Source organism: Ruminococcus sp., from assembly GCF_017650195.1.
Taxonomy (GTDB): Bacteria; Bacillota; Clostridia; order Oscillospirales; family Ruminococcaceae; genus Ruminococcus.
Map to the genome: position 1 here is coordinate 1 of NZ_JAGCFH010000173.1, position 13,066 is coordinate 13,066.

Sequence of the window (13,066 nt, forward strand, 5' to 3'; positions counted from 1 at the left end):
CAGTTCAAATCTGGGTGGCGCCTCCAAAGGACATCTGTTATAACAGATGTCCTTTGGAGGCGCCACCCAGATTTGAACTGGGGATCAGGGTGTTGCAGACCCACGCCTTACCACTTGGCTATAGCGCCGTCTTTGGAGCGGATTACGAGGCTCGAACTCGCTACCTCCACCTTGGCAAGGTGGCGCTCTACCAGATGAGCTAAATCCGCATAATGGCGACCCCGAACAGATTCGAACTGTCGACCTCCTGCGTGACAGGCAGGCGTTCTAACCAACTGAACTACGAGGCCAAAGAATTGGTGGGGACTACAGGGCTCGAACCTGTGACCCTCTGCTTGTAAGGCAGATGCTCTCCCAGCTGAGCTAAACCCCCACACTATCTTCTGTTCATCGGTTAATCAGTTCCGACGACTTTAATATTATACCACGTCAAACGATTCTTGTCAAGGCTTTTTTGAAAAAAATTCAAAAAAAATTTCTTTAGTAATAACTACATCTGTTGTATGAGAATCATATTGACTTTTACCTTGAGCAATGGTAGAATTATTCTTGTAAAAGGTGAAAAAAACGAAAAGCATAATGTACTGTTTTTTCACTCTTTTCCGGCAAATGATATTCTAGAATGTACTTACTCTTGTCCGGATATTAAATTACAGAGATTATATGGAAGATGAATGCTAAGAATATGATGAACACAATGATGAATAAATGTATGCTTTGTCCCAGGAAATGCGGTGCAGACAGAACAACCGAGAGGGGCTTCTGTGGTGCTGGCAATAAAATCACTGTAGCAAGAGCCAGTCTTCATAAATGGGAAGAACCTTGTATATCATATAAAAACGGTGCAGGTACAATTTTCTTCTCCGGCTGTAACCTTCACTGTTGCTTCTGCCAGAATAATAAGATAAGCAACAAATTTTTCGGAAAGGAAATAAGTGAAAAGGAGCTTGCTGATATATTTCTCTCTATACAGGATAAAGGAGCCGACAATATCGACCTTGTTACTCCAACTCATTTTGTACCGTATATTATTAACGCTCTTGATATAGTAAAGCATAAACTTAATATCCCGGTTGTTTACAACTGCGGCGGATATGAAACATGTGAAACTATCGAACTACTTAACGGATATATCGATATATATCTGCCTGATATAAAGTATTTTTCATCAGAGATATCACAAAAGTACTCAAACGCTCCTGATTATTTTGAAATCGCTTCCGCTGCAGTTCTGACAATGATTAAACAAATAGGAAGTTTGCAATATAACTGCGAAGGAGGACTTATAAAAGGTACTATTATTCGTCACCTCGTTCTCCCCTCTCAAAGACATGACTCCATGAATATCATGAAATGGATAGCAAATAATACTTCATCTAACGATGTACTTGTAAGCATAATGAATCAGTATACTCCTTTTGATTTTATTTCTGACGATCACAAAGAACTTAAACGACACGTTACTAAAATGGAATACAACAGTGTTGTGAATTATGCGGCTGAACTTGGTATAAAAGGTTTTACACAACAAAAAAGCTCAGCTTCAGAAGAATATGTTCCTGATTTTGACCTAACAGGAATATAAAAAGCTCCTTCAAGGAGCTTTTTTATTGCATAAATTAGTTTATTGCTATCTTTTTAGTTATGCAAACCATTTCACCTTTAATATCAATCTTTACACTGTCGCCGCTTTTAATTCTTCCTTTCACTATCATTTTAGAAATCGCATTTTCAATAAGCTGCTCCGCTTTTCTGCGAATCGGTCTTGCGCCGTATTTGGACATGTATCCTGCATTCGCAATAGCTTCAACAATGTTCTGAGTAAATTCAAGTTTGATACCAATTGAGCCGGCTCTTTGTCTAAGCTTTTCAAGCTCCATAAGTCCAATTTTCATCATATCTTGCTTACTTAACGGTCTGAACATTATGATGTCATCTATCCTGTTGATTATTTCGGGTGAGAAAAACTCTTCCAAGGCTTCCTTTACTCTTTTATCAGTATTATCTACGCTTGTTTCAGAAAAGCCAACTGAATGTTCTGTAGTAAGCTCCTTAGCGCCGACATTTGAAGTCATAATTATAAAACAGTTCCTAAAGCTGACACTTCTCATCATAGAATCTGTCATTACACCATCATCAAGCACTTGTAAAAGAATATTTAGAACGCTCGGATGAGCTTTTTCTATCTCATCAAGAAGAATAAGTGAATAAGGATTTCTACGAACCCTCTCGCACAAATTCTTTTCACCGCTGTCATAACCCGCATACCCCGGCGGAGCGCCAATGAGCTTTGATACGGAATGTTTTTCCATATATTCAGACATATCTATCCGGATAAAGCTTTTTCTGCCGTCAAAAACAAAGTATGCAAGAGCCTTTGCAAGCTCTGTCTTTCCAGTACCGGTCGGGCCTGTAAACAGGAATGATGCTATAGGTCTATTTTTGTCACGAAGTCCGCATTTTGAGCGGTATATAGCTTCCGTTACTTGCTCTATTGCCTCATCATGCCCTACTACACGAGCTAAAAGGCTTTTTTTTAGTCCAGTAAGGAGTTCAGTTTCCTTTGTACTTATTCTTGGTACAGGTATACCTGTTTTTAATGATATAACGCTGAAAAGGTCTTCCTCTGTTACTGTTGTACCTCTATTGTCTTCAAAATGCTTTTTGAATTCATTTATACTATGGTTTTCAAGCTTTATAAGCTCTGTATCACGCTCTATTACAGGTACGCTGCTTCTCAATTTTGCGCATGCACAGGCTTCATCAAGAATATCTATTGCTTTATCCGGCAAAAATCTGTCATTTATATACCTCTGCGATAAAGTAACTGACATATTTATTATCTCATCACTTATTACTGTACCGTGATATTCCTCATAATTTCTCCGTAGTCCTTTTAATATGTCAATACAGCTGTCTGTATCGGGCTCACCGATATGCACAGGCTGAAAACGCCGCTCAAGCGCTGCATCCTTCTCGATTGTCTTTGAATATTCACTATATGTGGTCGCTCCTATAATCTGAAGCTTATCCCTTGCGAGCAAAGGTTTCATTATATTTGCTGCATCAATTGCTCCCTCTGCCGCACCTGCACTGACTATCATGTGTATCTCATCAATAAACAGGATTATATTCTCGGCTTTTAGTACTTCGTCAATACACGCTTTTACCCTCTCTTCAAAATCGCCACGATACTTTGCTCCCGAAAGGATAGCTGTAAAATCAAGAGAAAAGATAAATTTGTTTTTCAGGTCGTCTGGAACAAGATTACGCATAAATAGAGCGGCTATACCTTCAACCACCGCTGTTTTACCAACTCCTGCTTCACCTACAAGACACGGATTATTTTTCTTCCTTCTTGAAAGTATCTGTAATAATCGGCTTATTTCCGCTTCCCTGCCGATAAGCGGATCCGTCCTTTTTATTAAATCTGGATCCGTCATGTTTTTTCCGAACCTGTAAAGATTTGGCAGCTGGCTCTGCTTTAGCTTTATTGATTCACGCTGTCTTATTGCTTCACCTTCGTCTATTATTCCACAAAGCTCATTTATAATATAAGCAATATTGCATTCAGCTTTTTTCAACACCATAAAAGCACTACATGAAGGCTCTTTTATTATTGAAGCAAGTATATGTTCAGGAGCTGCCTTAACACTGCCATTTTCTGAAGCTATCATGAAGGAGAGTTCAAGTATTCTCTTTATAGCCGCAGTAAAAAAACGTTGATTCAATATTGACGGAGTTCCCTCTCCCACCATTCGTATTATCTCATTTTTGATAATTTCGTATGTTGTACCACATTTTATAAGAATATCAGCTGCCTGGGAATTTCCTTCCCCGATTATCGAAAGCAGTATATGTTCGCTCCCGACATAAGTATGTCCAAGCTCAGAAGCATATTCTATCGCTTTATCAATAATGCTTAATGAACGTCGTGTAAATTTTTCACTGTTTATCATTTGGCACACTCCTTTTGTTTTCCTTACATATATTATGCCATTTTTTTACTGAGATATATGTCGATATAACAAGACTGTCCATATCTGTAACACTTTTTTTTAGCCGGCATATTATATACTATGAAACGCGGAAAGCGGTTCATATACATTATTCTAAGGAGTTGCTTTAATATGTGTAATTCATGCTTTGGTGGAAACAATGGTTGGTTCGTTATAATTCTTATCCTTCTTGTTGTAATTCTTTTCTCAGGTTGCGGATGTGGCGGCAACAGCTGTGACTGTGGAAACAACAACTGCGGATGCGGCTGCTGATTCTCATATAATCTGATAAGCACAAAAAACCTCCTATGATAAACCATAGGAGGTTGATTATTATTCAGCTTTGAGGAGCTTATTCCTTCTGTTTGTCAGAAGAGGCTCCACATTATTAATAACGCAGTCAGCAGTAACAGTAACCTTTGCTATGCTGCCGTCCGATGGAACAGTAAACATTGTTTTCATAAGTATTGACTCAAGTATAGATCTAAGTCCACGGGCACCTGTCTTCTGAACGATAGCTTTTTTCGCTATTTCGATAAGAGCAGCATCGTCTATCTCAAGCTCAATATCATCATAGCTGAAAAGCTTTTTGTACTGTTTGATAAGAGCGTTCTTTGGCTCTGTAAGTATCCTTACCAGTGAAGCCTCGTCAAGCTCGTCAAGTACAGAGATTACAGGAAGTCTACCAACAAATTCAGGAACCATTCCGAATTTAACAAGATCTTTTGGAACAACCTGTTTAAATAGATTGTTTAGATCTTCATTGTTTGACTTCAACTCACCGCCAAAGCCTATAGGAGACTTGCCGATACGTTTCTGAATCTGTCTTTCAAGTCCGTCAAACGCACCACCACATATAAACAGTATATTCTTTGTGTTTATCTGTATGACCTCCTGATTAGGGTGCTTTCTACCGCCCTGAGGAGGAACATTTGAAACAGTTCCCTCAATTATTTTGAGAAGAGCTTGCTGAACACCTTCACCGCTTACATCACGAGTAAGCGAGGTATTCTCGGATTTCCTTGCGATCTTATCTATCTCGTCAATATATATGATTCCACGCTCAGCAGCCTTGATATCAAAATCAGCAGCCTGGATAAGACGCAGAAGTACATTTTCAACGTCGTCTCCTACATAACCCGCTTCAGTTATCGTTGTCGCGTCTGCGATCGCAAACGGTACGTTAAGCAACTTCGCAAGCGTCTGAGCCAAAAAAGTCTTGCCAACACCAGTGGGACCTAGAAGGAGAACATTGCTCTTTTGTAGCTCTACGCCATCATTTGACGGGAAGTCCTTTTCGTTCTCCTGGCTCATTATTCTTTTATAATGATTGTATACTGCAACAGAAAGCGATATCTTCGCTTCATCCTGACCGATAACGTATTCATCAAGGAATTCTTTTATCTCCTTAGGCTTCATGAGCTTAATGGTAGATACATCGTTATCGTTTTCACTTTTTGATGCTTTTCTGTGCGCCTTAGCTACTCCGGGTCCATACAACATTTCATAGCAGTACGTTACACACTCATCACAAATATTGGACGAACCAGCAGAAAACATACTACGTACCCGGTTTTCCCCTTTTCCGCAAAAGCTGCACGATTTGAACGTTTCAGCCATTTAATCCCCCTACCTTTTCGTAATTACTTTATCAATAAGTCCAAACTCAAGAGCCTCCTGGGCTGTCATGTAATTATCTCTTTCACAAGCTGAATGGATTTCTTCAACGCTTTTGCCAGTATTTGCTGCGATTATCTCTTCAAGGCGATCTCTTGTTCTTTCTAGATTCTTCGCGTGTATCATGATATCAGTCTGCTGACCGCCAAGACCGCCACCTATAAGAGGCTGATGTATCATTATCTCACTGTTCGGAAGAGCAATACGCTTTCCCTTAGCACCTGAGGAAAGCAAGAAAGCTCCCATTGAAGCAGCCATACCAATGCATATCGTAGAAACATCACACTTGATGTAATTCATTGTATCGTATATAGCCATACCAGCTGTAACAGAACCGCCGGGACTATTTATATACAATGATATATCCTTCTCTGAATCCTGACTTTCAAGATAAAGTAGCTGAGCTACAACAACACTTGCTGTCGCATCATTTACCTGATCTGAAAGCATTATGATTCTGTCATTCAGCAGACGTGAATAGATATCATAGGATCTTTCTCCTCTGCTTGTCTGTTCAACGACGTAAGGTACAAGTACGCTCATATTTAATCGCCCTTTCTTTTAAAAACAGTTGTCCCACAATAGGCTGCGGGACAACTATATATTCTATGATTGTTTGTCGGATTAAGTCTTATTCAGCCTTGTCCTTGGCAGCTGTATTGTCTACAACGGCATTTTCTTTTACAAAATCTATAGCCTTCTGTACTTTAAGATCTGTTGTGTAATCATCAAGAGGTATAAAACGCTTAACAGTTTCAACATCCATATTATTGGCTGCTGCGATCTCACCGAGACCGTTGTTAATATCTTCCTCGCTTACCTCGATCTTCTCGAGCTCAGCGATCTTTTCAAGAGCAAGTCTAAGCTTAACCTCATTAGTAGCTCTTTCTCTGTATGTCTCTCTGAATGAATCCATATCCATTCCTGTGTACTGGAAGTAAAGCTTGATGTCCATACCCTGCTGCTGGAGCTGCTGCTCAAAAGATCTCATAAGAGCATCTATTCTCTGCTCATACATACAGTTAGGAATAGGAGAATCAACCTTTTCAATGAGAGCGTTCATAACTGCGTTGTCAAATTCTGAGTCAGCCTGCTGTACTGCAGCCTCCTCAAGCTTTGACTTTATATCATCTTTGTATTCTGCAACTGTTTCAAACTCTGTTGCATCCTTTACAAGATCATCGTTGATCTCAGGAAGCTCTTCGTAGCTTATGCCCTTGAGCTTGCACTTGAAAGTTGCTTCTTTGCCAGCATAATCAGCCATCTGATAGTTCTCAGGGAATGTAACATTTACATCGAACTCGTCACCTATATTGTGACCAACTATCTGGTCCTCAAAACCAGGAATAAACTGTCCGCTGCCAAGACGAAGCGGATGATCTTCTCCCTTTCCGCCTTCAAAAGCTTCATCGCCGAAGAAACCTTCAAAATCAATGATTACTTCATCATCAAGCTGAGCAGCTCTGTCATCAACCGAAACGATACGAGCATTCTTCTTCCTGATGATATCTATCTGCTTGTCTATATCCTCGTCAGTAATTTCCTTAACTTCCTTGGGAGCCTTGATTCCCTTGTAATCAGATATCTCGATCTCAGGCTTTGTAACGCATACAGCCTTGAGCTCAACGCCCTCAGCCTTGTCGATAGACGTTACCTCAACGTTAGGTCTGTCAACGAGCACAAGACCCGTTTCCTTTACAGCAGCATCGATCTCGGGACCAAGAAGAGAATTGATAGCACCTTCGTAGAATGCGCCCTCACCGAACTCTCTCTCAGCAAGCTTTCTTGAAACCTTACCCTTTCTGAAACCTCTGATCTGGATATTTTTCTTCTGACGCTGATATTCCTTTTCAACAGCAGTTTCAAAGGTCTCAGGATCAATAGAAATTACTAACTCTGTAGTATTCACATCTGTTTTGTTTGATGATTTTAAACTCATTTTAATACGTCCTCCAATATTTATATAACATACTTGGAATATTATACCACATTTCCAAGAATTTTTCTACTGATTTTTTTTACTTCTGCATAATGCACAATTCAAAAAATTTTCTCAGGCACAAATTGTAAATAATCACCTGATATCAAATGAAAGTTAACATCGTCATAAGTGTTTTTTACACACAATTCATGCGCTGACCTACCGTGAATATGTCCGTAATAGCAGTCCTTTATTTTATATCGGTAAAGTATCTCGAGAATGTCATAATTAAAATTTGTTGCAAATATCGGCGGATAATGCAGGAAAACAATTGGTATCAGTCCTGCGTCTACAGCTGATTTTACTGACATTTCAAGCCTTTGTACTTCTCTTTTTAGTATCTTCTCATCCTGGGTTTCACCAGGCATATTTACCCAGCCTCTCGTGCCACAGATACCATAATTCCCGTATTTATAGTGATTATTATGCAATATTCTTATGGAAGAACAGCCCTCAGCTGACAGAAAGCCCTCCATTTTCTTCATGGTCGTCCACCAGTAATCATGGTTTCCTTTTATAATGATCTTCTGTCCAGGCAGATTTTCTATAAATCTGAAATCAGGAGCAGCCTCTTCAAGGGACATTCCCCATGAAATATCCCCAGGAATGACTATAGTATCCTCATCTTTAATTAATTCAAGCCAGTTCTTCTCGATCCGCTCTTGATAATCGCTCCATCCGTTGAAAACACTCATAGTTTTCTCAGGATTACCCTTACACAGGTGCAGATCAGCCATTACGAACAAGCTCATCAATCAAATGCCCAGTGTTCTGAGCACGTAAGCCTTCTGCTCTGCTTTGTCTATTACATCAGTAAAACGCTCAGGCTTGTATTTAAGGTCTGCAAGAGCTGCCGGAACAGGTATATCCGAAAGCTCAGCTATCTTATCCACCTTATCATATTCATCAATATCGGATTTTTTGCCTTCAAGAGCCTCAAGCACAGCTGCACTGAACTTATACGGGCTTGCTGTCGAAGCGATGACTGTCTTTGTTGTGTCACCAGTAGTCTCCTTATAGTCTTTATAAACCTTTACAGCAACAGCTGTATGTGTGTCGCAGGTATATGAATACTTCTCATAAATAGAATGAATTGTTGCTTTTGTCTGACCGTCGTCACAGAAGCCAGCAGCAAATTCTTCCTTCAGCTTCGCCTTGACTTCAGAACTAACCTCATATCTACCTTCTTTTGAAAGCTTTCCGAACCACTCACGAATAAGCGAGTCGTTTCTACCTGTCATCAAATAAAGAAGTCTTTCAAGGTTACTGGAGATGAGAATATCCATTGATGGAGAAACAGTTGAATAGAACTTCCTGTTTCTGTCGTAAACACCTGTATTTATAAAATCAGTGAGCACATTGTTAATATTTGAGGCACATATAAGCTTATTAACAGGTATTCCCATATGCTTTGCATAGTAAGCAGCAAGGATATTTCCGAAATTTCCAGTTGGAACAACTATGTTTATCTTATCACCTAGAGCTATCTCGCCGTCCTTTACCAGCTCTGCATAAGCAGAAACATAGTAAACTACCTGCGGAACTAGACGTCCCCAGTTGATAGAATTTGCGCTTGAGAATATCATTCCCTTGCTGTCAAGAGCAACTTTTACATCATCATCGGTAAAAATAGCCTTAACACCGTTCTGGCAATCGTCAAAATTTCCTTTTATCGCACATACACCAACGTTTGAGCCTTCCTGAGTCTTCATCTGACGCTTCTGCATAGGACTTACTCCGTCCTCAGGATAGAAAACAAGGATAGATGTACCTTCGACGTCCTTGAAGCCTTCAAGTGCCGCCTTTCCAGTATCACCAGAGGTTGCAACAAGAATAACTATCTTCTTGTTAAGCTTTATCTTTTTTGCCGAAGTCGTAAGGAAATAAGGAAGTATCTGAAGGGCCATATCCTTGAAAGCGCAGGTCGGACCGTGCCATAACTCAAGCATATATGTACCGTCAAAAAGATGCGCTATCTCGGCAATGCTCTCTGTCTCAAAATTATTTGTACTGTAAGCATTGTCCGTACAGTAATGTATCTCTGCTTCTGTAAAATCAGTAAGGTACTTTGCAAACACATAAGCAGCTCTGTCAGCATACTTCATATCGCCGATAGACTTTATCTCTTCCATGGTAAGCTGAGGAATGCTCTCTGGAACAAAAAGTCCGCCTTCAGCTGAGATACCCTGTGTTATGGCTTCAGCACTGCTTACCTTGACATCGCTGTTTCTTGTGCTGTTATAGAACATATTATCACCCTTTAAAATATGAGATTGTAGCCTGTTGTATTATAGGCATTTGTAATATAATCACCGTTATCAGCAATTATATCTATCATACCGCCCTTTATGCGGTAATTACTTTCAATTATTCTGCAGCCCGCTCTTTGAGGTACACGTATACGTTCTCCTCACAAAGCCAGCCAATTTCAGGTTTATTCGTATAGTTTTTTCAGGAATGTCTTCCTGTGTACGTCAGATATGCCAAATTCCGCAATTTTTTCATAATGTAGTTTTGTGCCATATCCCTTATGCTTGATGAAGCAATACTGGGGATACTCCTCATCGAGTCGGCACATATAACGGTCACGGGTTACCTTTGCAAGTATCGAAGCAGCAGCAATGGAAGCAGAAACTGCATCACCGTGTATAACGTATCTGCGTTCGCATTCTAGCTCCGGCAGCCTGTTTCCGTCTATAAGAGCAAGATCAGGCTTTATTCCAAGTCCTTCAACAGCTCTTTTCATTGCAAGCATAGTAGCATTGAGGATATTCAGTTCATCTATCTCCTGAACACTTGCAGAAGCTATGCAATATGCAACGGATTTTCCAATTATCTCATCGTAAAGCAATTCGCGACGCTTTTCTGGTATCTTCTTGCTGTCATTAAGATAATCTATAAGAACACCTTCATTAAGTATGACAGCAGCTGTATACACATCTCCTGCAAGAGGACCTCTGCCGGCTTCATCTACTCCGCATATTATAGGGAACTCTTTTCTCAAAGCCGAATCGTAATTAAAAAGTTCCTTATGAAGGATTATTCTTGGCATAACTGCTCCTTCTGAGGCGGAGACTCAAGGGTTATTCTGCCTAACTTTCCGCTTCTGAATTCATCAAGAACGGTTATTGCAGCCCGTTCTGTGTTTATTTCACCGCCGGAGATCATCATTCCGCGTTTTTTTCCAACTTTTTCAAGCAACTCAAGTCCGGTATCCTCGGAGGTAAATTCTATTTTGTACCGTTCCTTCAATGAAACCGGATATTCACTGGCAAGGTATACAAGCAACTTCATTGCAAGAGTTTCAATATCGAGAATATCATCACTTATCGCACCTGTAAAAGCAAGCCTTACAGCTGCATCTTGATCCTCAAATTTCGGCCACAATACTCCGGGCATATCAAGCAGTTCCGTATTATTATCGAGCTTCACCCATTGCTTTGTACGAGTTACACCAGGACGATCCTCGACCTTGGCACGCTTAGAGCCTGCTAACTTATTTATAAGAGAAGATTTGCCGACATTTGGTATGCCTACTATCATTAACCTAACCGAAGATGTCGACATTCCGCTCTTTTTTCTTTTTTCCATAAGTTCTTTAAGAACAGTGTTCTTTATTGCCGGAATGATAGACTTTATCCCTTTGCCAGATCTACAGTCTATAGCAATAGCCTCTTTTCCACATGAACGGAAATAGTTGATCCAGAACTGAGTCGTCTTTTCATCAGCAAGATCACATTTATTAAGGAGCACTGCTCTCGGCTTGTTTTTAGTCATTTTATCCATTTCTGGATTTTGACTACTCAACGGAGTACGTGCATCTACAATCTCTACGACCGCATCTACTAAAGACAGATTCGAAGCGATAAGTCTTCTGGTTTTTGCCATGTGTCCAGGGAACCACTGGATCTGCTTCATATCAATACTATCCATATATGCCTCCCTTTTCGCTGTGATAAGACGTTAAGTAATTATTTATTATTGAACATCAAAAGCTTAAAGTTAAGCTTATCAGAATGGTAATATCTTAACAATGCCTTACCATATATCTCGTCTTTTTTAATAAGACCTACTTCACCATTTCTGCTGTCTGCCGAAACTGTTCTGTTGTCACCCATAACAAAATAATATCCTTCTGGTACAGTTAACGGAAAATCAAAAGCACAAGGATTGAAATTCATGACATCCTTGATATACGGTTCATTTAGCACCTTTCCGTCAACAGTTACTTCCTGATTTTCTGCATCTATATTGATAGTCTGACCAGGCTCTGCGATAACTCTCTTGATAATACATTCTTTAAGGCGCGAACCGTTAATATCCTTCTGGTATACCTTTCCTTCACCATCAAGGAGATATGCATAATCATTGTTGATTATGATTATATCACCGTAATGCGGACCGCTGTAAACTGTGGACATAAAGATCCTGTCCTTACCCAAAAGTGTATTTTCCATGGACGGTCCCATAACGGTTACAGGGTGGAGCAGATATGTAAATATCATTATTATAACAAAAACTGTAAGGAGAGTGGATTCGACTATTTCAAGTATATCATCTACAACCTTGCTTTCCTTTTTCTCAGCATTAGACTCTTCTTCGTCGTCCTCTTCGTCAGTTTCAGCGATCTTGCTCTCTGATTCTTCTGCCTCTTCTACAGCAGCTTCTACAGCATTCTCAGCAACTTCTTCTATTTCTTCATCTTCTATATTGTTCTTTGTTTCTTCAGCCATAATATGCTGCCTCCAGACTTATTAATTATGTAAATGTAGCAAAAAAGGGACTTTAAGTCCCTCAAGGAAAGAAGATGAGTCAGCCGAAGTAAATCGGCTGAACTCAGTCTGCAACCTGTTAGCGGATCTGTTCCTTAACCTTAGCAGCCTTACCAACTCTGTCTCTGAGGTAGTAGAGCTTAGCTCTGCGAACCTTACCGCATCTTACAACCTCTACTTGTCAACGACAGGTGAGTGAAGCGGAAATACTCTTTCAATACCGCAGCCGTGAGCAACACGTCTTACAGTAAATGTCTCGTTGATTCCACCGTGCTTCTTTGCGATTACAGTTCCCTCAAAGATCTGAATACGGCTCTTGTCGCCTTCCTTGATCTGTACGTGAACCTTTACGGTATCACCTACATTGAACTGCGGAACATTTTCCTTCATGCTTGATTCGCTGATTAACTTAAGTGCATCCATTTTATTTTCCTCCTAAAATTTCCGAACATTCTTACCTGTTCCGTATGAACCGTTCAGCATTCGGCAGATACAGAAATAATAAACATAAAGTGCATAAGCCATAGTCTCAGGTATAGTATCGACTATCTCGACGTTACACTTCATACCGGCATCATAGATACCTTTTATATCCCTGACACCGAAATCATCAGGCACGCAGATAACAAGTCCAAAGC

General features: G+C 40.1%; 12 protein-coding genes, 4 tRNA genes and 1 pseudogene. 2 read left to right on the forward strand and 15 right to left on the reverse strand.

Going from position 1 to position 13,066, the window contains the following annotated elements; all coding sequences use genetic code 11:
* Positions 1–54: 54 nt before the first annotated feature.
* The 4 genes from J6U00_RS08065 to J6U00_RS08080 all read right to left on the reverse strand — a co-directional run bounded on the left by J6U00_RS08065 (position 55) and on the right by J6U00_RS08080 (position 373).
* Positions 55–128, reverse strand: a tRNA-Cys gene (locus tag J6U00_RS08065).
* A gap of 5 nt (positions 129–133) precedes the next feature.
* Positions 134–209 (reverse strand) — tRNA-Gly (locus J6U00_RS08070).
* A 4-nt stretch (positions 210–213) separates the two neighbouring features.
* Positions 214–290, reverse strand: a tRNA-Asp gene (locus J6U00_RS08075).
* A gap of 7 nt (positions 291–297) precedes the next feature.
* A tRNA-Val gene (locus tag J6U00_RS08080) sits at positions 298–373 on the reverse strand.
* 297 nt (positions 374–670) lie between these two features.
* On the opposite strand from J6U00_RS08080, the gene J6U00_RS08085 reads away from it, so the two are divergent.
* Positions 671–1,585, forward strand: a complete 915-nt coding sequence (locus J6U00_RS08085) for a radical SAM protein (RefSeq protein WP_296580854.1) — start codon at positions 671–673, stop codon at positions 1,583–1,585.
* 34 nt (positions 1,586–1,619) lie between these two features.
* On the opposite strand, the gene J6U00_RS08090 is transcribed toward J6U00_RS08085, so the two are convergent.
* Entirely contained in the window at positions 1,620–3,959 is a 2,340-nt protein-coding gene (locus tag J6U00_RS08090) for an ATP-dependent Clp protease ATP-binding subunit (RefSeq protein WP_296580855.1), read from the reverse strand.
* Between the two features lie 171 nt (positions 3,960–4,130).
* Here J6U00_RS08090 and J6U00_RS08095 point away from each other — a divergent pair, with 171 nt between their 5' ends.
* Positions 4,131–4,271, forward strand: coding sequence for a hypothetical protein (locus tag J6U00_RS08095; protein WP_296580856.1), 141 nt, complete (start codon positions 4,131–4,133; stop codon positions 4,269–4,271).
* Between the two features lie 60 nt (positions 4,272–4,331).
* Here the strand turns inward: J6U00_RS08095 and clpX are convergent, their stop codons facing one another.
* The 10 genes and pseudogenes from clpX to J6U00_RS08145 all read right to left on the reverse strand — a co-directional run.
* A complete protein-coding gene (clpX, locus tag J6U00_RS08100; protein ID WP_296580857.1) occupies positions 4,332–5,618 on the reverse strand; it encodes an ATP-dependent Clp protease ATP-binding subunit ClpX in 1,287 nt (428 codons plus the stop codon).
* A gap of 9 nt (positions 5,619–5,627) precedes the next feature.
* On the reverse strand, positions 5,628–6,218 hold the full coding sequence (gene clpP / locus J6U00_RS08105) for an ATP-dependent Clp endopeptidase proteolytic subunit ClpP (RefSeq protein ID WP_294750369.1): 591 nt from the start codon (positions 6,216–6,218) through the stop codon (positions 5,628–5,630).
* Positions 6,219–6,306: 88 nt separating this feature from the next.
* Positions 6,307–7,614, reverse strand: coding sequence for a trigger factor (gene tig / locus J6U00_RS08110; protein WP_296580858.1), 1,308 nt, complete (start codon positions 7,612–7,614; stop codon positions 6,307–6,309).
* Between the two features lie 101 nt (positions 7,615–7,715).
* On the reverse strand, positions 7,716–8,408 hold the full coding sequence (locus J6U00_RS08115) for a metallophosphoesterase (RefSeq protein ID WP_296580859.1): 693 nt from the start codon (positions 8,406–8,408) through the stop codon (positions 7,716–7,718).
* Positions 8,409–8,411: 3 nt separating this feature from the next.
* A complete protein-coding gene (gene thrC / locus J6U00_RS08120) occupies positions 8,412–9,905 on the reverse strand; it encodes a threonine synthase (RefSeq protein ID WP_296580861.1) in 1,494 nt (497 codons plus the stop codon).
* A 185-nt stretch (positions 9,906–10,090) separates the two neighbouring features.
* Positions 10,091–10,708, reverse strand: a complete 618-nt coding sequence (rnhB, locus tag J6U00_RS08125) for a ribonuclease HII (protein WP_296580862.1) — start codon at positions 10,706–10,708, stop codon at positions 10,091–10,093.
* Entirely contained in the window at positions 10,696–11,589 is an 894-nt protein-coding gene (gene ylqF / locus J6U00_RS08130; RefSeq protein WP_296580863.1) for a ribosome biogenesis GTPase YlqF, read from the reverse strand. Before ylqF ends, rnhB begins: the two co-directional genes overlap by 13 nt.
* A 38-nt stretch (positions 11,590–11,627) precedes the next feature.
* Complete coding sequence (gene lepB / locus J6U00_RS08135) at positions 11,628–12,389, reverse strand: signal peptidase I (protein WP_296580865.1); 762 nt, start codon at positions 12,387–12,389, stop codon at positions 11,628–11,630.
* Positions 12,390–12,507: 118 nt separating this feature from the next.
* Positions 12,508–12,851: pseudogene (gene rplS / locus J6U00_RS08140) on the reverse strand (50S ribosomal protein L19).
* 12 nt (positions 12,852–12,863) lie between these two features.
* A partial coding sequence (locus J6U00_RS08145; RefSeq protein ID WP_296580867.1) for a hypothetical protein occupies positions 12,864–13,066 on the reverse strand: 203 nt, incomplete at its 5' end.

What these genes read in the sequence shown, in the direction of transcription:
- J6U00_RS08085 (WP_296580854.1), top strand. Translation starts at nt 671, where the DNA reads ATGAATGCTAAGAATATGATGAACACAATGATGAATAAATGTATGCTT.
- J6U00_RS08090 (WP_296580855.1), bottom strand. Translation starts at nt 3,959, where the DNA reads ATGATAAACAGTGAAAAATTTACACGACGTTCATTAAGCATTATTGAT.
- J6U00_RS08095 (WP_296580856.1), top strand. Translation starts at nt 4,131, where the DNA reads ATGTGTAATTCATGCTTTGGTGGAAACAATGGTTGGTTCGTTATAATT.
- clpX (WP_296580857.1), bottom strand. Translation starts at nt 5,618, where the DNA reads ATGGCTGAAACGTTCAAATCGTGCAGCTTTTGCGGAAAAGGGGAAAAC.
- clpP (WP_294750369.1), bottom strand. Translation starts at nt 6,218, where the DNA reads ATGAGCGTACTTGTACCTTACGTCGTTGAACAGACAAGCAGAGGAGAA.
- tig (WP_296580858.1), bottom strand. Translation starts at nt 7,614, where the DNA reads ATGAGTTTAAAATCATCAAACAAAACAGATGTGAATACTACAGAGTTA.
- J6U00_RS08115 (WP_296580859.1), bottom strand. Translation starts at nt 8,408, where the DNA reads ATGAGCTTGTTCGTAATGGCTGATCTGCACCTGTGTAAGGGTAATCCT.
- thrC (WP_296580861.1), bottom strand. Translation starts at nt 9,905, where the DNA reads ATGTTCTATAACAGCACAAGAAACAGCGATGTCAAGGTAAGCAGTGCT.
- rnhB (WP_296580862.1), bottom strand. Translation starts at nt 10,708, where the DNA reads ATGCCAAGAATAATCCTTCATAAGGAACTTTTTAATTACGATTCGGCT.
- ylqF (WP_296580863.1), bottom strand. Translation starts at nt 11,589, where the DNA reads ATGGATAGTATTGATATGAAGCAGATCCAGTGGTTCCCTGGACACATG.
- lepB (WP_296580865.1), bottom strand. Translation starts at nt 12,389, where the DNA reads ATGGCTGAAGAAACAAAGAACAATATAGAAGATGAAGAAATAGAAGAA.